21 protein-coding genes, 1 other RNA gene and 1 pseudogene are annotated in these 20,398 nt (G+C 56.1%); 16 read left to right on the top strand and 7 right to left on the bottom strand.

Annotation, left to right across the window (positions count from 1 at the left end):
* The 5 genes and pseudogenes from BUA65_RS11355 to BUA65_RS11335 all read left to right on the top strand — a co-directional run.
* Positions 1–561: helix-turn-helix transcriptional regulator (locus tag BUA65_RS11355; RefSeq protein ID WP_207543892.1), on the top strand; the 561-nt coding region annotated here is incomplete at its 5' end.
* A 12-nt stretch (positions 562–573) separates the two neighbouring features.
* Positions 574–690 (top strand): annotated as a pseudogene (locus BUA65_RS11350) (NAD-dependent epimerase/dehydratase family protein); the annotation flags it as partial.
* Between the two features lie 284 nt (positions 691–974).
* A complete protein-coding gene (locus BUA65_RS11345) occupies positions 975–1,766 on the top strand; it encodes a tyrosine-protein phosphatase (RefSeq protein WP_072869758.1) in 792 nt (263 codons plus the stop codon).
* Between the two features lie 136 nt (positions 1,767–1,902).
* On the top strand, positions 1,903–2,352 hold the full coding sequence (gene dtd, locus BUA65_RS11340; RefSeq protein WP_072869756.1) for a D-aminoacyl-tRNA deacylase: 450 nt from the start codon (positions 1,903–1,905) through the stop codon (positions 2,350–2,352).
* 39 nt (positions 2,353–2,391) lie between these two features.
* The gene (locus tag BUA65_RS11335) at positions 2,392–3,021 is read left to right on the top strand and encodes an MBL fold metallo-hydrolase (protein ID WP_072869754.1); all 630 of its coding nucleotides are present in this window, start codon (positions 2,392–2,394) and stop codon (positions 3,019–3,021) included.
* A 43-nt stretch (positions 3,022–3,064) separates the two neighbouring features.
* Here BUA65_RS11335 and BUA65_RS11330 read toward each other — a convergent pair whose 3' ends face one another.
* The 5 genes from BUA65_RS11330 to BUA65_RS11310 all read right to left on the bottom strand — a co-directional run bounded on the left by BUA65_RS11330 (position 3,065) and on the right by BUA65_RS11310 (position 7,646).
* Complete coding sequence (locus BUA65_RS11330) at positions 3,065–4,150, bottom strand: two-component system sensor histidine kinase NtrB (protein WP_072869753.1); 1,086 nt, start codon at positions 4,148–4,150, stop codon at positions 3,065–3,067.
* A 77-nt stretch (positions 4,151–4,227) separates the two neighbouring features.
* Positions 4,228–4,554: a hypothetical protein gene (locus BUA65_RS18590; protein ID WP_072869751.1), complete on the bottom strand. Its 327-nt coding sequence runs from the start codon at positions 4,552–4,554 to the stop codon at positions 4,228–4,230.
* Positions 4,551–5,555 carry a V4R domain-containing protein gene (locus tag BUA65_RS11320; protein WP_072869749.1) on the bottom strand — a complete coding sequence of 335 codons (1,005 nt, stop codon included), beginning with the start codon at positions 5,553–5,555 and terminating at the stop codon, positions 4,551–4,553. Before BUA65_RS11320 ends, BUA65_RS18590 begins: the two co-directional genes overlap by 4 nt.
* Positions 5,552–6,271 carry an RAD55 family ATPase gene (locus BUA65_RS11315; RefSeq protein WP_072869747.1) on the bottom strand — a complete coding sequence of 240 codons (720 nt, stop codon included), beginning with the start codon at positions 6,269–6,271 and terminating at the stop codon, positions 5,552–5,554. The genes BUA65_RS11320 and BUA65_RS11315 overlap by 4 nt, the downstream gene beginning before the upstream one ends.
* A 1-nt stretch (position 6,272) precedes the next feature.
* Positions 6,273–7,646: an ATPase domain-containing protein gene (locus BUA65_RS11310; RefSeq protein ID WP_072869766.1), complete on the bottom strand. Its 1,374-nt coding sequence runs from the start codon at positions 7,644–7,646 to the stop codon at positions 6,273–6,275.
* Positions 7,647–7,855: 209 nt separating this feature from the next.
* Between BUA65_RS11310 and acsA the strand changes: the two genes are divergently transcribed.
* The 8 genes from acsA (at position 7,856) to BUA65_RS11265 (ending at position 15,515) form a co-directional block, all read left to right on the top strand.
* The gene (gene acsA / locus BUA65_RS11300) at positions 7,856–9,538 is read left to right on the top strand and encodes an acetate--CoA ligase (RefSeq protein WP_341349618.1); all 1,683 of its coding nucleotides are present in this window, start codon (positions 7,856–7,858) and stop codon (positions 9,536–9,538) included.
* 66 nt (positions 9,539–9,604) lie between these two features.
* Positions 9,605–10,354 (top strand): CpaE/TadZ family protein, encoded by a 750-nt coding sequence (locus tag BUA65_RS11295; RefSeq protein ID WP_072869736.1) that lies wholly within the window; start codon positions 9,605–9,607, stop codon positions 10,352–10,354.
* Positions 10,355–10,484: 130 nt separating this feature from the next.
* Positions 10,485–11,759: a histidine--tRNA ligase gene (hisS, locus tag BUA65_RS11290; protein WP_072869735.1), complete on the top strand. Its 1,275-nt coding sequence runs from the start codon at positions 10,485–10,487 to the stop codon at positions 11,757–11,759.
* Between the two features lie 25 nt (positions 11,760–11,784).
* Entirely contained in the window at positions 11,785–13,584 is a 1,800-nt protein-coding gene (aspS, locus tag BUA65_RS11285; RefSeq protein ID WP_072869733.1) for an aspartate--tRNA ligase, read from the top strand.
* 62 nt (positions 13,585–13,646) lie between these two features.
* A non-coding RNA gene (ssrS, locus tag BUA65_RS11280) (6S RNA) lies at positions 13,647–13,829 on the top strand.
* Between the two features lie 68 nt (positions 13,830–13,897).
* Complete coding sequence (locus BUA65_RS11275) at positions 13,898–14,614, top strand: tRNA threonylcarbamoyladenosine dehydratase (RefSeq protein WP_207543891.1); 717 nt, start codon at positions 13,898–13,900, stop codon at positions 14,612–14,614.
* Between the two features lie 105 nt (positions 14,615–14,719).
* Complete coding sequence (trxA, locus tag BUA65_RS11270) at positions 14,720–15,049, top strand: thioredoxin (protein WP_072869764.1); 330 nt, start codon at positions 14,720–14,722, stop codon at positions 15,047–15,049.
* A 190-nt stretch (positions 15,050–15,239) separates the two neighbouring features.
* Positions 15,240–15,515, top strand: coding sequence for a transcriptional regulator (locus BUA65_RS11265; protein WP_013823117.1), 276 nt, complete (start codon positions 15,240–15,242; stop codon positions 15,513–15,515).
* On the opposite strand, the gene BUA65_RS11260 is transcribed toward BUA65_RS11265, so the two are convergent.
* Positions 15,489–15,851 carry a hypothetical protein gene (locus BUA65_RS11260; protein ID WP_072869730.1) on the bottom strand — a complete coding sequence of 121 codons (363 nt, stop codon included), beginning with the start codon at positions 15,849–15,851 and terminating at the stop codon, positions 15,489–15,491. The two genes, BUA65_RS11265 and BUA65_RS11260, sit on opposite strands and share 27 nt — an antisense overlap.
* A 168-nt stretch (positions 15,852–16,019) precedes the next feature.
* Complete coding sequence (locus BUA65_RS11255) at positions 16,020–16,568, bottom strand: PepSY domain-containing protein (RefSeq protein ID WP_072869762.1); 549 nt, start codon at positions 16,566–16,568, stop codon at positions 16,020–16,022.
* A gap of 271 nt (positions 16,569–16,839) precedes the next feature.
* On the opposite strand from BUA65_RS11255, the gene BUA65_RS11250 reads away from it, so the two are divergent.
* The 3 genes from BUA65_RS11250 (at position 16,840) to BUA65_RS11240 (ending at position 20,320) form a co-directional block, all read left to right on the top strand.
* Entirely contained in the window at positions 16,840–17,535 is a 696-nt protein-coding gene (locus BUA65_RS11250; RefSeq protein ID WP_072869728.1) for a response regulator transcription factor, read from the top strand.
* A 1-nt stretch (position 17,536) separates the two neighbouring features.
* Positions 17,537–18,958 (top strand): sensor histidine kinase, encoded by a 1,422-nt coding sequence (locus BUA65_RS11245; protein WP_072869726.1) that lies wholly within the window; start codon positions 17,537–17,539, stop codon positions 18,956–18,958.
* Positions 18,959–19,033: 75 nt separating this feature from the next.
* Positions 19,034–20,320, top strand: a complete 1,287-nt coding sequence (locus BUA65_RS11240; protein WP_072869724.1) for a replication-associated recombination protein A — start codon at positions 19,034–19,036, stop codon at positions 20,318–20,320.
* Positions 20,321–20,398: the final 78 nt, after the last annotated feature.

Raw genomic sequence — 20,398 nt, 5'->3', positions numbered from 1 at the left:
TGGCATCAGACTTTTGTTCCCGGCCGCACCGGCCGGGCGGTGGACGTGCTGGTGGACCTGGCGGGGTTTGTGGTTTTGGCCTTTTTCTTTTCTTTGTTTGTACGGTTCAGGGAAAAACCTTTTGCATCACAGGAAATTCATGCTGTTGGCAGGGGGTCGTCATCTGTGCCATTGTTTGGTGAGAGGCTGGCATTTTTGCGCCAGCAAAAGGGGCTTTCCCAGGCGGAGCTTGCCCGCCTGCTGGGTGTGGGGCAGAGCACCATAGCCATGTACGAAAAAAATAAACGTTTGCCGGATTACCAGTTTTTGATACGTCTGGCGGATTTTTTCGGTGTGTCCACGGACTATCTTCTGGGGCGTGTCGACCAACCTAGCTTTAGTGGGGACGAAAAGGTGCTGGATGAAAAACTGCAGGTGGTGGCTATCGACCCCCTTTTTGCCGGCCTTCTGGGGCAGGTTTCAGACCTTACCGGAGAAGAAAAGCAAACCCTGGCTGAGTACTGGGAATTGGCCCTGGAATACGTGAGAAGCAAGAAAAAAAGCAAAAACCTGCAGGCGTAGAGGAGGCTTTTTATGCGCGCTCTGGTTACCGGCGGGGCCGGTTATATCGGCAGCCACACGATAAAGGAACTGCTCCAGGCGGGTTATAAGGTGACAGTTCTGGACAACCTTTCCCGGGGCCACCGGGCAGGAGGGAAGCGATTTCTATTACATAAAAGTTCGGACAAGTAAATAAATGGATGCGTTTGTGGCTTATATGATATACTGTCAGTAAAAAGGGCTTACAATTGAACAGTAGTGATTGATTTTAGGTTACGAGGAGGAATCAAAAATGCGAGAAATGTGCTGAGCTGGCGGCCCAGCTACGGCGACCTGGAAACCATCGTCCGCACGGCCTGGGAGGGGTACCGGCGTCACCCGGAAGGTTATGGAGATGGGACTTGTTGTTCACCCAGTGCCGGAGGTAGGTTTTTATGATTGACCTGCATGCGCATATTTTGCCCGGTCTTGACGACGGTGCACCGGATTTGGGCGAGGCTTTGTCCATGGCCTGGCTGGCGGTGGAGGACGGGATTGTTTCCCTGGTGGCCACGCCCCACGTTGACGGGAGCCGTTACCGCACGGGCCGGGAGGCGATTCTCAGCGCCGTGGAGCAGTTGAACGGCCAGTTGAATAAATATGAGATTCCCTTAAAAATTTTACCTGGTGCCGAGTACCTCCTGGAACCGGATCTGCCGGACAGCCTGGCCCGGGGGGATCTGCTCACCTTGAACGACGGGGGCCGCTACCTGCTGGTGGAACTGACGGCCGCTTTCGTACCCCCCTATACGGAGCGGGTGCTCTACGAACTGCAGCTCCAGGGGATTACGCCCATCATTGCCCACCCGGAAAGGAACGTATCTTTCTGCCGCCGTCCGGATCTGCTGCGGACCCTGGTTTCCCGGGGGGTGCCGGCCCAGGTTACCGCGGGCAGCCTGACCGGGATGTTCGGGCGGGAAGCGGCCAGGGCGGCCTTTTATTTTCTGGAGCACGGCCTGGCCCACTTTGTGGCTTCCGATGCCCATTCCTCCACCGGACGTACTCCCGTGCTCTCCCCCGCCCTTGCGGAAGTGGAACGTCGGCTGGGGGCTGACGCAGCCCGAAAGCTGGTGGACAACTCCCGGCGGGTGCTGGAGGGTCGTGCCATTCCTGTGGAGGCGGCCGGGAAGGTGCGAACCGGCAGAAGAGGTTTGCTGCAGGCGCTTCTGGGAAAGTTCGTACGTTGAAAAGGGGAGCGCGGCTTTGCGTACCATACCGGCCATTTTCCCCTTCCGGCAGGTGTAGAGCGTGGAGACGGATGAATGCTTGACAACGATTATTTCCCGTTGTTATAGTTTACTACAACTAAAAGAGGGATTGATCATGCGGGCGGTAGTGCAGCGGGTAACGAGGGGTTCAGTTACAGTTGATGGGGAGCGGGTGGCGGTTACCGGGCCCGGATTGGTGGTGCTGCTGGGAGTCGAGCGGGAAGATGACGCCGGTGATGCCCGTTACCTGGCGCAAAAAGTGGCCCGTTTACGCATTTTTGAGGACGAACGGGGCAAAATGAACCGCTCGGTGCTGGACACCGGGGGTGAAGTGCTGGTGGTCTCCCAGTTCACCCTTTACGGCGACTGCCGGCAGGGCAGGCGGCCCGGTTTTGACCGGGCCGCCAAGCCGGAACAGGCCCGGGAGCTCTACGAGCTTTTTATCCGCCTGCTGCGGGAAGAGGGCCTGGCCGTGGTCACCGGCGTCTTTGGTGCCTACATGCAGGTGGAGATCATCAACGACGGTCCGGTGACCCTGCTCCTAGATAGCAAGAAGGAATTCTAGTGGAGCGACGCTATTCAAGAAAACGAGGGGGTATGCTTTTTGATTTTAGAAGGTTTTCCCGTAGGGTCTATGGAAGCCAACTGTTACATCATCGGTTGCCCGGAAACCAAAGAAGCTGCCGTGGTGGATCCCGGGGCCGAGGGGGGCCGCATTTTACGCCGCCTGGAACAATTGGACCTGAAATGCCGCTATATCATTTTAACCCACGGCCACGTGGATCACATCGGTGCCCTGGGACAGGTTAAAGAGGCTACGGGGGCCGAGGTGCTCATCCACCGGGATGATGCCCACATGCTTACCAGCGCCGGCAGCAACCTTTCCCTCTATATGGGCCTGTCCATCAGCTATCCCCCGGCAGACCGCCTTTTAGAGGACGGAGATACGGTTAACGTAGGGAAGCAAACCCTGCGGGTTATACATACTCCCGGCCACACTCCCGGCGGCATATGCCTGGAGGTGGGGGACAGCCTGATTACCGGGGACACCCTTTTTGCCGGTTCGGTGGGCCGTTCCGACTTTCCGGGGGGCAGCCACCAGCAGCTGATCCAATCGATTAAAGAAAAACTCCTGTGCTACCCGCCGGAAACCAAAGTGCTGCCCGGCCACGGGCCGGCCTCCACTATTGGTGAAGAAGCCAGATATAACCCCTTCCTGAACGGAAGGTGGTAAACAAACGGCCGGAAATTTTCCGGCCTTCACTTTTTCGTTTCCCTCAGGTAAAAAAAGGATGGGTCCCGGGGTGGATGCCAGTGTAATTTTGATGTTCCTCCTCCCGCTGCGGTAGGGGAAGGGTGATGGTTATGGTGGTACCCTTTCCCGGTATGCTTTCCACCATTATATCACCCTTGTGATTATGTACTATCTGTTTGGCGATGAACAGGCCCAGGCCGGTGCCGGATGTTTTAGTGGTAAAAAAGGGCTCGAAGATGTTCTCGAGGACAAGTTCATCCATACCGGTCCCCGTGTCGGAAATGGCAATGAAAAGCTCCCGGGCACGGCAGTGGGTTTTAATGGTTACCTCACCGCCTTCGGGCATGGCTTCCAGCGAGTTTTTAATAATGTTGACAAGCACCTGCTTCATTTGTTCGGGATCAATCCATACCGGGGGCAGGTTTTCAGGGATAACCGTTTTGATTGAAATATTCCTGAGAGCAGCTTCGCTTTCCATGAGCATGGAAACCTCGGAAAGCAGTTTCTCGGGGGCGTAACGTTTCCGGCAGGAGTACCCGGGCCGGGCCAGGTGCAGGAAATCGGCAATAATGTTATTGGCGTGATCTATGGCTTCCAGCATGATATCAAGGTATTCCTGCTGGTTGGGATAATTCTGCCTTTCTTTTAGCAGCTGGAGGAATCCTTTCACGGTGGTCAGCGGGTTTTTTACTTCATGCATCACCTGCGCGGCCAGCTGGCCCATAATGGCCAGCTTTTCTGCTTTCATTACCGCCTGCTGCATTTCCTTGCAGCGGGCGTTATCCACGAACAGGGCCAGCGCTCCGGTAATGGTGTCGCCGGCAGTAATTATGGGCCGGCAGCTTGCCGCGAGAATGCTTGTGTGGGGTACCGGGAGAACCTCCTCGGCCCGGATCTGATCGTAAACTTTGCCGGTGTAAAGGGTCTCTAGAAGTTTTAATTTATTGGAACCAGGATAAATTTCCGGGTACCGTTGCCCGATCATCTGTTCCGCATGAAGGCCGGTACGGTTGGCCAGGGTGCGGTTGAAAATTCTGATCCTGGCCTGGTGATCGATAACGAGCAGCCCGGCGGGGAGGTTGTCCCAGATGAAATCAGGGGAAAACATGGTTTTATCCTCCTTAAAATGAGCTGGCCTTTGACCTCTTCTGCTCCCGGAGTATGATTTAATGGAAGAAGCTTTCATCAGCCTTGACTCTGGTGGGCTTGAGCCGAGGGGTCGCTGGAGAAACACTCATTTTTTGTGTTTTCCCCCGCATTAAGGGTGATGAATTCACCATGTTTCAGGCGGTAGATGGTTGTACCTGAACCCTGGTGACCAACAAGTATACCCAGGGCGGCCAGGGAGGATGCCGCCAGGGATACCGCCGGGAGAGGACGGTGCAATCGTCTGGCCAGGCCTTCAATGGTGTCCCGGGTATAGGGGTTTGCCTGAAAAAATGCCAGCAGTTCAATGCGCACCATACTCAGGAGGATTGGATCGACCTGCTGCTCGGTGGGAGGCCTTTTCAAACCTCCTCACCCCTGCTCAACTGGGTTTCAACCGGCAAAGTCAGGAACTCGCAGCAGGAATTTCCCATTGACTGGCATTGAATTTCCTCACAGAAAATATTCTGTTGAAGCAATTCAGTCAGGAAAGCGGCGAAAGTGCCCCGCAGGAGATCGCAGACCACCCTGGGGGTACGGTATAGTTCTCCGTATTTCTTTATGGAGTCCACCTGGAACGAGTCGTGGCAACGGATGAGTGCCCTGCCGGCACCGGGTTCCAGGGAAACCAGTTCCATGCGCCCCAGGCCGTGTTGCTTTAACTCATCCAGGAGGATATTCAGGCACTCACCGGCTGCAGGATACATTTTCCTGGCCCGGCGGGCCAGCCTCAGGCCGGACTGGAACCCGGCGTCATAAAGCACGTGTACCAGCACGTGGGGCGCGTGTTCCTTGATGGATCCCAGAATCGAAGCATAGGTGGCCATGGGCAGTAGCATGGCCCGGTCTCCCGCGATTTTCAGCACATCTCCCTCCCGGATGACAATTTCACCGCGGGGAAGGGGGTTGGGAAAGAGTCTGCCGTGGCAAAGGTTTTCTTGTTGAGAAACATGAATGGAATAGGTATAGTCCAGCTCCAGGAACTTTTTAAGGACGGCCCGCAGGGCATTCATCCTTATGCAGTACAGGGGAATTTCTTTATCCTGTACCTGAACGCAGAAATCGCGGTAAACACACCTGGAGAAGTTAACCTGTACGTGAATTTCCTCGCCTTCCTGCCGGAGGTGATAATCCGACGCTTTGAGGAATCCCTTGTTATCCAGCAAATGCAGGTAGCCGGTGCATATGTCTATGGGTTTGTCCGAGGTGATTTCCAGCTCGCTGCTGTGCTCGTCCAGGACACGAAGGGCGGTGCCCTGCACGATCTCCTCCATCCAGTAACGCCCGCTGAAAGGGAGACGGCTCATGGTTTCCATTATGCTTTCGTACATGTAACCAATTACTTTTATGGCAAAGTCCTGGCTCATGTTCCCACCTCCATATTAGTGAATACCAGGATACCAAAGACGGGGTCGATAACAAAAGGGTACTGGTTGGCCACAAAACGCTGGCTCCTGATTTTGCCCACCTGCAGCATCCGGCCCGGGTGCATGGGGGAACCGCTGAAGTTCATTTTCAGAATCACGTTGTACAGATGGCTGGTGACCGTAATCAAGCGTTCCGCCAGAACCCCGCTTACAAAGATGTCCATGGTGAGGACCCCCTGTCTTCTGAGCCATTTCAACCGGCTGCGGTGAAACTCCACAATTTCGTTGCATTCTATGGTGGTCAGCAGCGTGCTCAGGCTGTCCACCACCAGACGCAGCCGCCGTCCGGCAAATTGACGGATAATTGACTTTTCCAGGGCGAAATACTTGTCCAGGCTGCGCTGGTCATAAAGGCAGTAGGCCTCGGAACTTTCTTCCTCTTCGTAGGCGTCCACAAACACCAGGCGGTTCAGCTGTTCGTAAATCCGGGTGCCCACCTTGAAGCTGAGGAGGTGCCTGCGCATTACCGCCGGTGGTTCGTCAAAAGCCACGTAAATGCAGGTGTCGCCGCACCTGAGCCCTTCTTTGATAAATTCTCCCGCCAGGACGGATTTGCCTACACCGGTATCTCCCAATACCATGATCTGGGAACCGTAGCTCAGCCCCTTTTCCAGGGTCTGGTCCAATCCTTCCACACCAAAGTAAGCCGGATACACCTTACCAACCTCCTATGCGGGGGAAAACCTGGATGCCGGACGCGGTGATTTCCATGAGGTGGTTGCCCGTGGCATGGTTTACTCCCCGTAATTTGTAAACCTCCAGGTGTCTCAGGCGGCGGTTGTAATAAAGGGCGGATTTTAGCAGGATTACTCCCTGTGTCGTGGATTCCAGCACAGAGCTGATAGTGTTGCTTTCCAGGGACGGGAACAAAATGAGACTGGTGCATCCTAATCCGTTTAGCTGCCTGACGAGGTAATAAATTCTTTCCTTAATGAGTACCGGGTCCTGCAAGCGGTCCAGCAGTCCGGCCAGGGAGTCGATTACCAGCCGCCGGGCCCCCGTCGACTGCACCAGTTTTCCCATTTCCACAATCATCTCGTCAATGTCCATTTCCAGTATTGATTTGTAAACCACCTGCACCTTTTTCATCCGGTGCAGGGTATGTAGATCCCAGCCGAAGCTTTTTGCGGTGGCAAAAATCCTGGCCGGTGTTTCCTCGAGGGAAAAGTAAAGGCCGTTATCCTTGTACTTCCTTGCCCCCTCTACCAGGAACTGCAGCCCCAGTACCGTTTTTCCCGTACCCGAGCTCCCGCATACGACCACGGAGGTTGCCGGCGGCAGGCCGCCACCCGTTATTTCATCCAGGCCGCCCACCCCTGTGGGGAGCCGGTTCCCTTCTGCAGCGAAGGGACAGGCCCGGGACAATTCCCTTAAGGTGAAAACCCTGATTCCAGTTGAAGTGATTTTGAAGGTATGCCTGCCGGGAATATGTTCCTGCCCCCTGGACTTGATCACTTCCAGCGTGCGCTGCTTGCGCCAGTTGTCGCGGTTGTGCAGGTAAATAACCGTGTCCACCACGTATTCCTCAAAGTTGTGGCTGCCTTCCTGACCCGTCTCTCTTTCTTTGATGAGGAAGGCGGTCAGACCCAGGCGACGCAGCCCGTTGCAGAAACTGTAAATAGCCTGGCGCAGGGCGAGGGGGTCGCAGCAGGCGTTGCGCAAATGGCTGATGCTGTCCACCACAACCCGCCTGGCTCCTGTTTCCCCGGCCAATTCTTCAATCATGTTCAGATGTACATCCAGCAGCAGTTCCGGCGAAGTGCAAACCACCCGTAGCCTGTTGGTCCTTTCCAGTGCCCGCAGGTGCCAGCCGAAATTGAGAGCGTCCCGGTAGATGGATTCCGGAAATTGCTCGCAGGTGATTACCAGGCCGTTTTCGTTGAACTGCGTAATCCCCCGGTGAATAAATTCTATCCCGAAGGTGGTCTTGCCGGCTCCCGGGGGGCCGTCGATAAGTACCATGTTTCCCCTTAAAATGCCACCGTAAAAAAGTTCGTCCAGTCCTTCAATTCCCGTTTGGACAGTATCCATGTTCTTACCCCTCCTTTCTATCTTTTTTTTCTTAATCACTTCTCTATTAGCCCCTCCGATCCTGCTCTTGTCGGAATATTACGAAATAACTTGCAGTTTTCGACAAATGCGATAAATAATTTTTCATATTTAGATAAGCAGGAAAATTTCAAAATCGGGAAGAAAAATTCCTTGATCAGGAAAAACACAGGTATAAGGGGGAGATACTTGTGCAAGTTATTCCCGCCCTGCCGGGGGAACACAACCTGAAGAACTATGCTCGGGCCAGGGAAGAGTTTGATTTTCAAAGTGTTGAGAGGGAGTTCAGCTGGCATGCTACTGGAAGGGTGAATATCGTTTATGAAGCCGTAGACCGCCATGTGGAGGAGGGGGGCGGCCGGCAGGTAGCCCTGTATTTTGAATCGGGAGAAAGGCAGGAAGAGTATACCTTCGGCCGCCTGCAGGGCGAGGCCGCCCGGTTTGCCGCGGTTTTACAAAAATACGGCCTGCAAAAGGGTGACCGGCTGGGTATTTTTATGCCCCGCAGTCCGGAGCTCTATATCAGCTTTTTGGGGGCCGCCCGGCTGGGCGTGGTGGTTGTGCCCCTCTTTGAAGCCTTTATGGCCGAAGCCCTGAAGGACCGCCTGGGGGACTGCGGGGCGGTGGCCGTGGTAACCACTTCCGAACTTTACCCCCGCCTGCCCCTGGCACAACTGCCGGCTTTAAAGTACGTTTTTGTGGTGGGGGAAAACGTCCCGGCCGGTGCGGTGGGCTGGCACAAGGAGATGTCCCTGGTCACGGAAACGCCCCCCATGGAATGGGTGGGCCGGGAGCATCCTTTATTTATCCTGTATGCTTCCGGAGCCGACGGCAAGGCCCGGGGACTGGTCCACGTGCACAACATCATGGTCGGCCTCTTGATCACCGCCCGCTGGGTGCACGACCTGCGGCCCGGCGACGTTTACTGGTGTACCGCGGATCCGGGCTGGATCACCGGCATCGCCTACGGTTTCCTGGCTCCCTGGTTGCTGGGGATTCCGGTGGTGGTGCGGGGAGGACGGTTTAATGCCGAAGACTGGTGCGCCACCCTGGCCAAATACCGGGTGTCGGTGTGGTACAGCGCCCCCACGGCCTTCCGCATGATCATGTCCGGCGGCGACGAGCTCTTGTCCCGGTACGACTTAAGCCACTTGCGCCACATTTTGAGTGTGGGTGAACCCCTCACGGAAGAGGTCATGGAATGGAGCCTGGCCAGGCTGGGGCAGCCCATCTATGACACCTGGTGGATGAGCGAGACGGGTATGAACATGATTTGCAATTACCGCTGCATGCCCATTAAGCTGGGTTCCATTGGCCTTCCCTTCCCGGGGATTGAAGCGGCCGTGGTGGACGATGAAGGCCGCGAGTTGCCCCCGGGCAAGATCGGTAACCTGGCCATTCGTGCCGGTTGGCCGGCCCAGTTCCGGGCGGTGTGGAACGACCCGGCGCGCTACGAAGAATATTTCCGTCACCAACCCTGGTTTATTTCCGGTGACGCCGCCTACAGGGATGAAGATGGCTACTTCTATTTCCAGGGACGCCTGGACGGTGTAATCAATACCTCCGGTGAGCGGGTAGGCCCCGCGGAGGTGGAAAGTAAACTGGAGGAACACCCGGCGGTAGCCCGGGCCGGGGTGGCCGGAAAGCCCGACAAATTGCGGGGGGAAATCGTCAAAGCCTTTATTGTCCTCAATCCCGGTTATACCTGGTCGGACGCGCTGGCCGCGGAACTGCGTGAGTTTGTCAAGACGGGCCTGGCGGCCCACGCCGCCCCCCGGGAGTTTGAAGTCAAAGAATCCATTCCCCTGACCGGGGACGGCCGGGTGGACCGCCGGGTGCTACGGGAGTGGGTTTTAGGTTTAAATGACGCGTAAGGCAGGATTTTTAAATATAGTGGGAGAAAAATACACTCTAAGAGAATTTTTTCGGGGGTGCGTTCGTTGGCGCAAAAAATGATTGCCGTGTACGGTGCCAGGGAAGGAAGCGGCAAAACCGTGGTGGCCCGGGAACTGGCCGGGGCTTTTCACCTGCGGGGGAAGAAAACCCTGCTGGTGGATATGGTTTTGGGGGAAGGCCAGGTGACCCGGGCTCTGGGACTATCACCCGAGCCAAACCTGGGTCAGTGGCTCCAACAAATTGACAGGCGGATAAAAGGCGGCCAGCCCTATTTTGAACTGCGTTTTTCTCCGGAGGAGATAACTTCTTATATCCAGCGCCACTATACCGGGCTGGACGTTCTGGCCACCAGCCCCGTGGATTTTCCCGGACAGGCGGCGGGAATGGTGGAAGTGGTGGTCACCCACTTGAGAAACATGCCCTATGAAGTGGTTATTTTTGATACCCGTTCCGGCGTCCGGGAGTACATTTTGCGTATTTTATCCATGGTGGATGTCGTTCTTCTGGTGGAAGACGGCTATCACTATCACATTCAGCATGTGGCTGAAGTTCTGGAGCGCCTGCGGGAAGCCGGCGTGAAGACAGATCATTTTCAGCTGGTGTATAACCGCATGCCTTCCGTGGTGGATGAATCCCCCGAGGAAGCGGCTGCCGATTTAGGGCTGCCTCTGGCGAGCGTGCTGCCCGAACATCCGGAATTGCGGCAACTGCGAGGTGCAACAAAATTTTTGACCTATGATGTTACAGATCAGTATACCCGGGCCATGAACGAATTAATGGATCGCCTTGAATAAAGTTGACAAAACTTTTCCTTTTGCATACAATGAAGGGCAGAAAGTTGCGGGAAATGCTCCCGTCCCGTCCGGGCGGGAGTTTATTCTGTTTTTGGTTTTAAGCAAAACATAGTGTTTGGGAGGGAAAGCCATGTTGACCACCCGACCCCGGGGAACCAGCGATATACTACCCGGTGAGGTAGAGAAATGGCAGTATCTGGAGCAGGTGATCCGCCGTCTCTGCCGGGAGTACGGGTATTCGGAGATCCGCACGCCCATTTTCGAGCATACGGAGCTTTTCGAGCGGGGTGTGGGTGAGACCACCGATATTGTTCAGAAGGAAATGTACACCTTCCGGGACCGGGGGGGACGCAGTATCACTTTAAGGCCCGAGGGCACCGCCGCGGTTGTCCGGGCCTACCTGGAAAACAAACTATATGCCGGCCCCCAACCGGTGAAGCTCTACTACACCGGCCCCATGTTTCGCTATGACCGCCCCCAGGCGGGGCGTTACCGCCAGTTCCACCAGCTCGGGGTGGAAGTTCTGGGCTCCCACGACCCGGCGCTGGATGCCGAGGTGGTGGCCATGGCCATGGACCTTTATGCCCGGTTGGGTTTAAAGGATCTGGAACTGCATATCAACAGTGTGGGTTGCCCCCGCTGCCGGCCGGTGCTGCGGGAAAAACTGCAGGATTTTTTCCGGGCCCGGCTGGACAGGCTGTGTCCCCATTGCCGGGATCGCCTGGAGCGCAATCCCCTGCGCATCCTGGACTGCAAGGAGGAACGATGCCGTGAGGCGGGGCGGGGAGCTCCCACTTCTTTGGACCATCTCTGCCCGGGGTGCGGCGATCATTTTCAGGCGGTGTTAAAGCACCTGGACAATCTGGGGGTTGCCTACACGGTGGACTGCAGCCTGGTGCGTGGGCTGGACTACTATACCCATACGGCTTTTGAGATTATCGCCCGGGGCATTGGAGCCCAGAACTCCATTGGCGGCGGGGGGCGCTATAACGGCCTGGTGGAAGAATGCGGCGGCCCCGACGTCCCCGGGATTGGCTTTGCCCTGGGCCTGGAGCGCATCCTGCTCACCATGGAGCAGCAGGGTGTCGTATTTCCCCGGCCCCCGAAACTGGACGTTTTCCTGGCTACGGCCGACGAGGCGGCCCGGGACCGGGCTCTGGTCCTGGTTCAGAAACTGCGGCGGGAAGGGCTGGCGGCCGACAGGGATTACCTGGGGCGGAGCTTAAAGGCCCAGATGAAATATGCCGGCAAACTGGAGGTTGGTCTGGTGGCCATCCTGGGAAGCGACGAGCTTGCGCACGGAGTGGTCTCCCTGCGGGATATGGCCACGGGCAACCAGGAAGAGGTGCCCCTGGACCGCCTGGCGGAAGAGATCAAACAACGTTGTTCTGAAGTCAAGTTATAGTATAACCAAAGGGGAGTATGGTGGCATGATCGAGACGATGCAAGGGCTAAAACGTACCCACCACTGTGGTCTGCTGCGTACCGAACACGTGGGCCAGCCGGTGGTGTTGATGGGCTGGGTACAGCGCCGCCGGGACCACGGGGGCCTGATCTTTATTGACCTGCGGGACCGTTCCGGCCTGGTGCAGGTGGTCTTCAGCCCCGACCGGGCCGGCCGGGCTTTTTCAAAAGCTGAGGCCGTGCGCAGTGAGTACGTCCTGGCCGTGGTCGGGCAGGTGGAGGCCCGCCCTGCCGGCACGGAAAACCCAAACCTTGCCACCGGTGAAATCGAGGTGGTGGCCAGGGACATGCGCATTTTAAACCCGGCCAAAACCCCGCCCTTTTACATTGAGGACGGGGTGGATGTGGATGAAAACGTGCGGCTGCGCTACCGTTACCTGGATCTGAGACGGCCGGAAATGCAGCGGGCTCTCATTTTAAGGCACCGGGCGGCCAAGGTGGTGCGGGATTTTCTGGATAAGCATGGTTTTCTGGAGATTGAAACTCCCATGCTTACCCGGAGCACTCCCGAGGGGGCCCGGGATTTCCTGGTACCCAGCCGTTTAAACCCGGGGCGCTTTTATGCCCTTCCCCAGTCCCCCCAGCTTTTCAAGCAGATCCTGATGGTGGCCGGCATGGAGCGGTATTTTCAGATCACCCGCTGTTTCCGGGACGAAGATTTGCGGGCCGACCGCCAGCCCGAGTTCACCCAGATCGACATTGAGATGTCCTTTGTGGATGTGGACGATGTTCTTGAACTGATGGAAGAAATGATGGCTTACCTGTTCCGGGAAACCATCGGGGTGGAGGTGCCCCGGCCGTTTCCCCGGCTGTCCTATCAGGAAGCCATGGATCGCTTTGGCACCGACAAGCCCGACACGCGCTTCGGGATGGAATTGAGGGACGTTACCGACATCGTGGCCGGGTGCGGCTTCAAGGTTTTTGCCTCGGCGGTAGCGGCCGGCGGTCGGGTGAAGGGAATTAACGCCAAAGGCTGCGCTCATTTCAGCCGCAAGGATATTGACGATCTAACCGCCTTTGTGGCCAATTACCGTGCCCGGGGTCTGGCTTACTTTTTTGTTACCCCGGAAGGCGTAAAATCACCTATTGCCAAGTTTTTTACCGGTGAGGAAATTGAGGCCATCTTAAAACGTTTGGAAGCCGAACCGGGGGACCTGCTGCTTTTCGTGGCGGATCAGCCGGCGGTGGTGGCCGCTTCCCTGGGGGCGTTACGCCTGCAACTGGCCCGGCGCCTGGAACTGATCCCCGAGGATACCTTTAACTTCCTCTGGGTGGTGGATTTTCCCCTCCTGGAATACGACGAGGAGGAAAAACGTTTCGTCGCCGTCCATCACCCCTTCACTTCCCCCCGGGAAGAGGATATCCCCCTCCTGGAGACGGAGCCGGGACGGGTGCGTGCCCGGGCCTACGACCTGGTTCTAAATGGTATGGAGGTGGGTGGGGGCAGCATCCGTATTCACCGCCGGGACGTGCAAGAGAGGATGTTCGCCGCCATCGGCCTGGGCTCCGAAGAGGCCCGGGAAAAGTTCGGGTTTATGCTGGAAGCCTTTGAATACGGTACGCCTCCCCACGGTGGCATCGCCTTTGGTTTCGACCGGTTGGTCATGCTCATGGCCGGAAAGAAAACCATCCGGGACGTGATTGCCTTCCCCAAAACCCAAAGCGCCACCGACCTGATGACCCAGGCGCCCGGAGAGGTTTCCCCGGAGCAGTTGAAGGACCTGCATATCCGGGTCCACCTGCCGCCGGAGGTAAAAGCAAAATAACAAAAGGCACAAGGCACTTGCCAAGGGCTGCGGTTTGTGTTAACATAATAGCTGCAAAGGCAATTACCCTGCTATGTACGTGGACTCCTTGAAGTTTTGAGCCAACACCTGTACAAAGGGAGCCCGGCCTCTGGCTGTGGCTTGTATGCCTCGCTCAAGAGGACACAAAAAGCAGCCAGGAGGGCACCCACTTTGTGAGACCGGGTTCAAGAAACTTGAGGGTTCACGGCATTAGTGGGGTTTCTGTAACGTTACTCGCAAAGGTTTCCGGTCCTGAGGCCGGAAGCCTTTTCTCATGTTCCGGAGGTGTGCGGTGGAAGGGCGTTTTTCACGCACGGAGCTGCTAATCGGGGAAAGGGGACTTCAAATACTGGCCGGGAGCCGGGTGGTCGTTTTCGGCCTGGGCGGGGTGGGTTCCCACGCCGCCGAGGCCCTGGCCCGGGCCGGGGTGGGGAATCTGGTGCTGGTGGATTTTGACCGGGTTTGCCCCAGCAACATAAACCGCCAGCTTCATGCCCTGATCTCTACCGTGGGAGAACCCAAGGCCCTGTTAATGGCGGAACGGGCGAAGCTCATTAACCCGGACATCCGGGTCGAAGCAAGGGTGGAGCGCTATTTACCCGGACTGGCGGAGCAGTTTTTCAATCCTGCTCCCGATTATGTGGTTGATGCCATTGACGATGTCCCCGCCAAAGTTGATCTCATTGCCAGCTGTGTTCATAGGAATATTCCCGTGGTTTCCAGTATGGGGACGGGCAATAAGCTTGACCCTGCTGCCTTTAGGGTGGCGGATATTTCCCAAACCGCCGTTTGTCCCCTGGCCCGGGTAGTCCGGCGTCGCTTGCGCCAGCTGGGCATCACTTCTGGGGTAACGGTGGTTTTTTCCACGGAGCCTCCCGGGCGGTGCGGGTCCGGGGGTGAAAGCCCTGCGGTGCCGGGGAGCATTTCCTTTGTGCCGCCGGTCGCCGGATTCATCCTGGCCGGGCTGGTCGTACGCAGTCTCTTGAGCTGTAACGGGTATACAGGGTAACGAATTGACAGGTGCTTTTGGCGGGTATTATAATTAGAAGGTAGTCAGTTGTCCCTGTGGGAGAGTGAGGGGGATTACAGTTTATCTGGGAAAGGGGAGAAAGGTGTGGTCAGCGAGAATATTCATACCTTAACTGACGCTACTTTCAGAGAGTTTGTGACAGCAGCCCAGGTTCCCGTACTGGTGGACTTCTGGGCTGAGTGGTGCGGCCCGTGTAAGATGATTGCCCCGGTGGTGGAGGAAATAGCTGCGGAGTATGCAGGCAAGGTACAGGTAGCCAAGCTTAACGTAGATGAAAACCAGAAAACACCGGCAGACTATAAAGTTATCAGCATCCCCACTTTGATCGTCTTTAAGAACGGCCAGGAAATAGAGCGTTCCATTGGCTTCAAAACCAAAAAGGAAATCAAGGCCATACTCGACAAGCACTTATAAAATCTCGTAATTCCACGGTGCTAAAAATGAGGGCACGTTCGGCAACGAACGTGCTTTGCTGTTTTTCTCACCAAAAACCGTGCGGCATGTTTTTATTTTTTTCAAGATTTTTTGCCTAAACCGTATTATCTCGTTAAAGAAATGACCATACTATTAGCAAGGTCGGGGATTTCAAAGGGAGGTGAGATTTGTGACGGGAATCAGTCTGGTGGAATACTTTCAGAAGGTGAGTGAACGTCTGCCTACTGAAGCGGAAAGGGTCCTGATTGCCCTGATGGAACAGGGCAGCATGAACAAGGAGGAACTTTCCCTTACGGCAAAGGTAAAAAGGGCCGTTTTAGACCACGTGGTCATGCAGCTCTATGCCCTGGGCCTGGTTGACGTCTCCACCGAAGGGAAGAGCAAGATCTGCAGTGTGACCAAACTGGGCGGAGACTTTTTAACCCTGATCAAGAAGGCCAGCTAAACATGGCCGTTCAACTGACTGGTTGGCGCCGGCTTGGATGCCGGCGTTTTGTTTGCGTACACCCGTAAGCATGGCCGACAGCGATGAAAGTCCTTCGTCAAGCCTGGTAAACCGCTGGATACGGACTCGCGTGTCCGGTGGTGTGTGAGGGGACGTTGCATCGAAGGCGTATAATTCATGGGAAGCCACATCTTCTGCCAGTTTGCAGAAAAACAGGGTTAAGAGGCCGGCCAGCAATAATCCGCGCAGGGGGCGGATGCCCGTTCCCCCCAGCATTGCCACACGTCCGTCTACCGCCGTCATGGTTTCTGTGCGGTGGATATACTTTCGCCGCATGGGTAAATCACACCTTCTTTACTGTATCTTAGGCTAAATTGACTTTACAGGCAAGGTCGGCGAGAATAAAACATTCTTTCACCTTCACGACGGGTGTTTTGCGAAGAAGCGGCACCCCTTGTAAATGCGGGGTGCCGCTCATAGTTAGGGGAAAATAAGGTTCTGATTTTACTGTTCTAATTGAATATTATCATTGTCAGGTCCGTCGTCTTGCTCGCTGTCAGGTCCGTCGTTTTGGTTTTGCTCGCTGTCCTGGGCCAGGACTTTGCCGTTGCCTGCGTCCACCTTTACATCAACAAGCCCTTTTGCCGTTTGTACTTCCACGCTGTATACCACATTGCCGTTTTCATTGTCCAGGGATACCTTGATTACTTTGCCGGGTACCGCCTGTAAAGCGCTGGCCCTGGCCTGTGCAGGGGTGATTTTTGCCAGCGACTGCAGGGAACTGCTTTCCGCCGCTTCGTTGTCCTGGCCCTTTTCTTCGCCGGTGTTCTGTTGATTTGCCGTGCGGATGGAGGAGGTATAGGACGGATTTTGTAAATCCCGTTGCTGCTGCTGTTGCCGGGTGTCTATTTGAGTTGCGGCGGCTGCCGGTGCGGTGGCTTGAACCGCCGTAGTTGCCGCCTGCGCCGTCCGGGCCTGATAGGTGCCCAGGCCGGCGGCTGCTCCCAGGAGCAGGATGCCGGAAGCCAGGTAAGCCATTAATTTCTTATTCATCTGGAATTCCCCCTGAAAATAATTAATAGTTATGGCCCTTCTGTTATTGTTTTGCTTCCTGTTCCTCTTGTTGAAGTCCTTTTTATCCACCTGGTGCGCCGGCCATGACCTATTCCCTCCTTTCTTTTTATTACCAGAATCATTTTCCGGTCTGTAAACAATTTAACCCCTTTATATTGGAAATCCATTAAACTTATCTTAAAAATGGATTAGAATTGGTTCTAAGGATTCTTTAATCTTTTACTGGTAGAATAATCGGGGTGATTATGCCATGGAAGAGAAGGTTAAACCGCGCATCCTGGTGGTGGAAGATGAGGCCAGTCTGGCCCGTTTTCTTCAACTGGAACTGAACCACGAGGGCTACCAGGTGGAAACGGCCCAAAACGGCTATGAGGCTCTGGGCAGGATCGGTGAGACAGGATGGGACCTGGTTCTTCTGGATCTGATGTTGCCGGGATTGGACGGTTTTGAGGTTTGCCGCCGGATTCGGGAACAGACGGACGTACCCATCATCATGCTTACGGCCCGGGATGCCACGCTGGACAAAGTGAAGGGTCTGGATACAGGAGCAGATGATTACATTACCAAGCCCTTCGCGGTGGAGGAACTGCTGGCCAGGATCCGGGCAAGGCTGCGCCGTGCGGGTACAGCACGGCAGGAGGGGGACAAACTGGTCATAGGCGACCTGGTCATCCGCCGGGGTACGCGACAGGTAACCAGAAGCGGCCAGATCATTCCCCTGACCAGGCGGGAGTTTGACCTGCTGGCCTACTTGGCCGAGAATGCCGGACTCGTTTTGAGCCGGGAGACCATTTTAAACCGGGTCTGGGGGTATGATTATTGCGGAAATACCAATGTTGTGGACGTTTACGTACGTTATCTGCGGGCTAAAATAGATGAACCCTTTCCCACTCGGTTGTTGCACACCGTGCGCGGGGTGGGTTACACGCTGCGGGAGGAAAAATAAAGTGCGCTCCATTACCTGGCGGCTCACTTTCTGGTACGCCGGAATTTTAATGGCTATCTTAATTATCTGCGGCATGGCTGTGTTCTGGGTGATGCGTTACCTGCTCTTCACAGAAGCGATTCGGGAAGTGCAGGCGACCGTGGTAAGAATCCAGAATATGACCAATCCCGAACAGGAAAACGGCAATTATAATGAAAACGACAATTATAATCATGTGGACCTGGATGACCCGGAATTAACGGCTTCAGCCGATAACGGTATACTCTGGGTGCAAATCACTACTCCGGACGGGCGGGTATTGAACAGTTCAAGGGCTTTGAGGGATGTTGTTCTGGCTCCGGGTTATGTCGGTCCACCCGTCCTGACCGAGTTGAACGGACAAAAAGTAATCCTGGCCGGAGCACATCTAACGGGTGGTGCACTGGTTCAGGTGGCCCGTCCGCTGGGTAGGGAGAAAATATTTCTGGAGATACTGGCCGGGGTTCTCGGATTGCTGGCCCTGGGGGGGCTGGGGCTGGCCGTGGTCGGGGGATGGGTAATTACGCGGGCAGCTTTAAGACCGGTGCATGGTCTGATCAGAACAGCCAGGCAGATCAGCACAACTGACCTCAGCCGCCGAATCAAGTTGTGCGGTCCAAGGGATGAGCTGTATACCCTGGCGGAAACCTTTAATCAAATGCTGGACAGGCTGGAGCAGGGGTTTCGCAGTCAGCAGGAGTTTGTGGCTGCAGCCTCCCATGATCTACGTACGCCCCTGACGGTGGTTAAGAGTTATACTGATTTGCTGAACCGGTGGGGAAAGGATGACCCGGCGGTGGTGGAGGAATCCGTCCAGGCCATGGCTAAAGCGGTAGGGGTTATGGAGAGGCTGGTCAATGACCTGTTGCTTCTGGCCCGCATGCAGGCTGGGCCATCTCTTGATCCTGCACCGGTAGCCCTGGACGAACTGGCCGAAGAAACGGTACAGGAGGCCAGGACGTTGTCTCACGATGTATCGGTGAAGCTGGGTCCCGTGGAGCGGGCGGTGGTGGCTGCCGACGAAGATTACCTTCGCCGCGCCCTGTGGGCACTGGTGGACAATGCCATCAAGTATAACCGGCCCGGTGGCGAAGTAACTCTAATTGTGACCATCAATAGGGCTCAAAATGAAGCCGCTATCTCCATTACTGATACCGGGCCGGGTATCGACGAGAGAGATTTACCTAGAATATTCGACCGTTTTTACCGGGCAGACCCGTCGCGCGGCCAGGTCAGGGGCTTCGGACTGGGTCTTCCCCTGGCCAAAGAGATCGTGGAAGCTCACGGGGGGCGCATTTCAGTGGAAAGCCGGCCCGGCCAGGGGAGCCGCTTTACCATAGTAATGCCCCTGTTGTTCCAGGAACATTTATCTGTTAATCAAGTAAACTGGTCCGGAGCACATTGAAACCATGTGCTTTATTGCCTTAGAACTCTTTGGCCGGCGGTTTTTTAGTATAATCTAGTTAGAGGTGAGTTTTGAATGGACAACCTGTTCACCCGGTCCCTGGAGCACACGCTGGAGCGGGAGGCTCCCCTGGCCGAGCGGATGCGTCCCACCACCCTGGATGAGTTTGAAGAGCAGGCTGCCGTTGTGGGCAAGGGCACGCCCTTGCGCCGGGCCATCGAAGCCGACCAGCTGCGTTCCATCATCCTTTGGGGCCCGCCGGGGACGGGGAAAACCACCCTGGCCCGTATCATCGCCCGCATGACCCGGGCGCATTTCGTCAGTCTCAACGCGGTCATGGCCGGGGTAAACGATATCCGCCGGGTGGTCCAGGAGGCAAGGGACCGGCGGGCCTATTACGGTCAAAAAACAATCCTGTTTATAGATGAAATTCACCGCTTCAACAAGGCCCAGCAGGACGCCCTCCTCCCCTCGGTGGAAAACGGCTTAATTACCTTGATCGGGTCCACCACGGAAAACCCCATGTTTACCGTCAACCGTCCCCTGTTAAGCCGTTCACAGCTCTACCGCCTGGAACCTCTTTCCGATGAAGCCATTTACCGCATCCTGCAGCGGGCGCTTGCCGATAAGGAACGGGGCCTCGGGGAGTACCGGGTGGAGATTGATCCGGAAGCATTGCGGCATTTCGTCCGGACGGCCAACGGTGATGCCCGGGCGGCCCTGAACTTTTTGGAAATGGCGGTGCTCACCACTCCCCCCGACGGGGAGGGGGTACGGCGCATTGATCTGGCGGTGGCCGAACAGGCCTCGGGGCGCCTGGTGCTCAAATACGACCGGGAAGATGAGCATTACGATGTGGTTTCCGCCTTCATCAAGAGTATGCGGGGTTCCGATCCCCAGGCCACCGTCTACTGGCTGGCCCGCCTTATTTATGCCGGGGAAGATCCCGCCTTTATTTGCCGGCGGATGATGATCCATGCCGCCGAGGATGTGGGCCTGGCCGACCCCCGGGCCCTCCTGGTGGCCACCGCTGCGGCCCAGGCCGTGGAGCGGGTGGGACTGCCGGAGGCCCGCATTATTATGGCCGAAGCCGCCCTCTATATCGCCAGGGCGCCCAAGAGCAATTCGGTGATCCGGGCCATTGACCGGGCCATGGCCGTGGTGGAAAGGGAGAGATCCCACCCGGTGCCCGTTCACCTGCGGGATGCCAGCTACCCCGGTGCCGCCGCCCTGGGCCACGGGAAGGGCTACAAGTACCCCCACGACTACCCCGGCCACCATGTGCCTCAGCAGTACCTTCCCCCGGAATTGGCGGGCAAGGTGTTTTATGAGCCTTCCGGGCAAGGGGAGGAGAAAGAGTAATTCTTAGTATTTTGCTCGGTTTTTATTGACACCGCTCGGTGTGGTATGTTAAAATCATCTTATGAAATCCGAGTAATT

Source organism: Desulfofundulus thermosubterraneus DSM 16057, assembly GCF_900142025.1.
Classification (GTDB): Bacteria; Bacillota; Desulfotomaculia; order Desulfotomaculales; family Desulfovirgulaceae; genus Desulfofundulus; species Desulfofundulus thermosubterraneus.
This window is presented reverse-complemented; position numbering and strand designations above follow the sequence as displayed.

Bases quoted from the DNA above. Each gene is read 5' to 3' on its own strand.
- BUA65_RS11345 (WP_072869758.1), top strand. From the start codon at position 975: ATGATTGACCTGCATGCGCATATTTTGCCCGGTCTTGACGACGGTGCA.
- dtd (WP_072869756.1), top strand. From the start codon at position 1,903: ATGCGGGCGGTAGTGCAGCGGGTAACGAGGGGTTCAGTTACAGTTGAT.
- BUA65_RS11330 (WP_072869753.1), bottom strand. From the start codon at position 4,150: ATGTTTTCCCCTGATTTCATCTGGGACAACCTCCCCGCCGGGCTGCTC.
- BUA65_RS11320 (WP_072869749.1), bottom strand. From the start codon at position 5,555: ATGAGCCAGGACTTTGCCATAAAAGTAATTGGTTACATGTACGAAAGC.
- BUA65_RS11310 (WP_072869766.1), bottom strand. From the start codon at position 7,646: ATGGATACTGTCCAAACGGGAATTGAAGGACTGGACGAACTTTTTTAC.
- hisS (WP_072869735.1), top strand. From the start codon at position 10,485: ATGTTGACCACCCGACCCCGGGGAACCAGCGATATACTACCCGGTGAG.
- aspS (WP_072869733.1), top strand. From the start codon at position 11,785: ATGATCGAGACGATGCAAGGGCTAAAACGTACCCACCACTGTGGTCTG.
- BUA65_RS11260 (WP_072869730.1), bottom strand. From the start codon at position 15,851: ATGCGGCGAAAGTATATCCACCGCACAGAAACCATGACGGCGGTAGAC.
- BUA65_RS11255 (WP_072869762.1), bottom strand. From the start codon at position 16,568: ATGAATAAGAAATTAATGGCTTACCTGGCTTCCGGCATCCTGCTCCTG.
- BUA65_RS11250 (WP_072869728.1), top strand. From the start codon at position 16,840: ATGGAAGAGAAGGTTAAACCGCGCATCCTGGTGGTGGAAGATGAGGCC.
- BUA65_RS11240 (WP_072869724.1), top strand. From the start codon at position 19,034: ATGGACAACCTGTTCACCCGGTCCCTGGAGCACACGCTGGAGCGGGAG.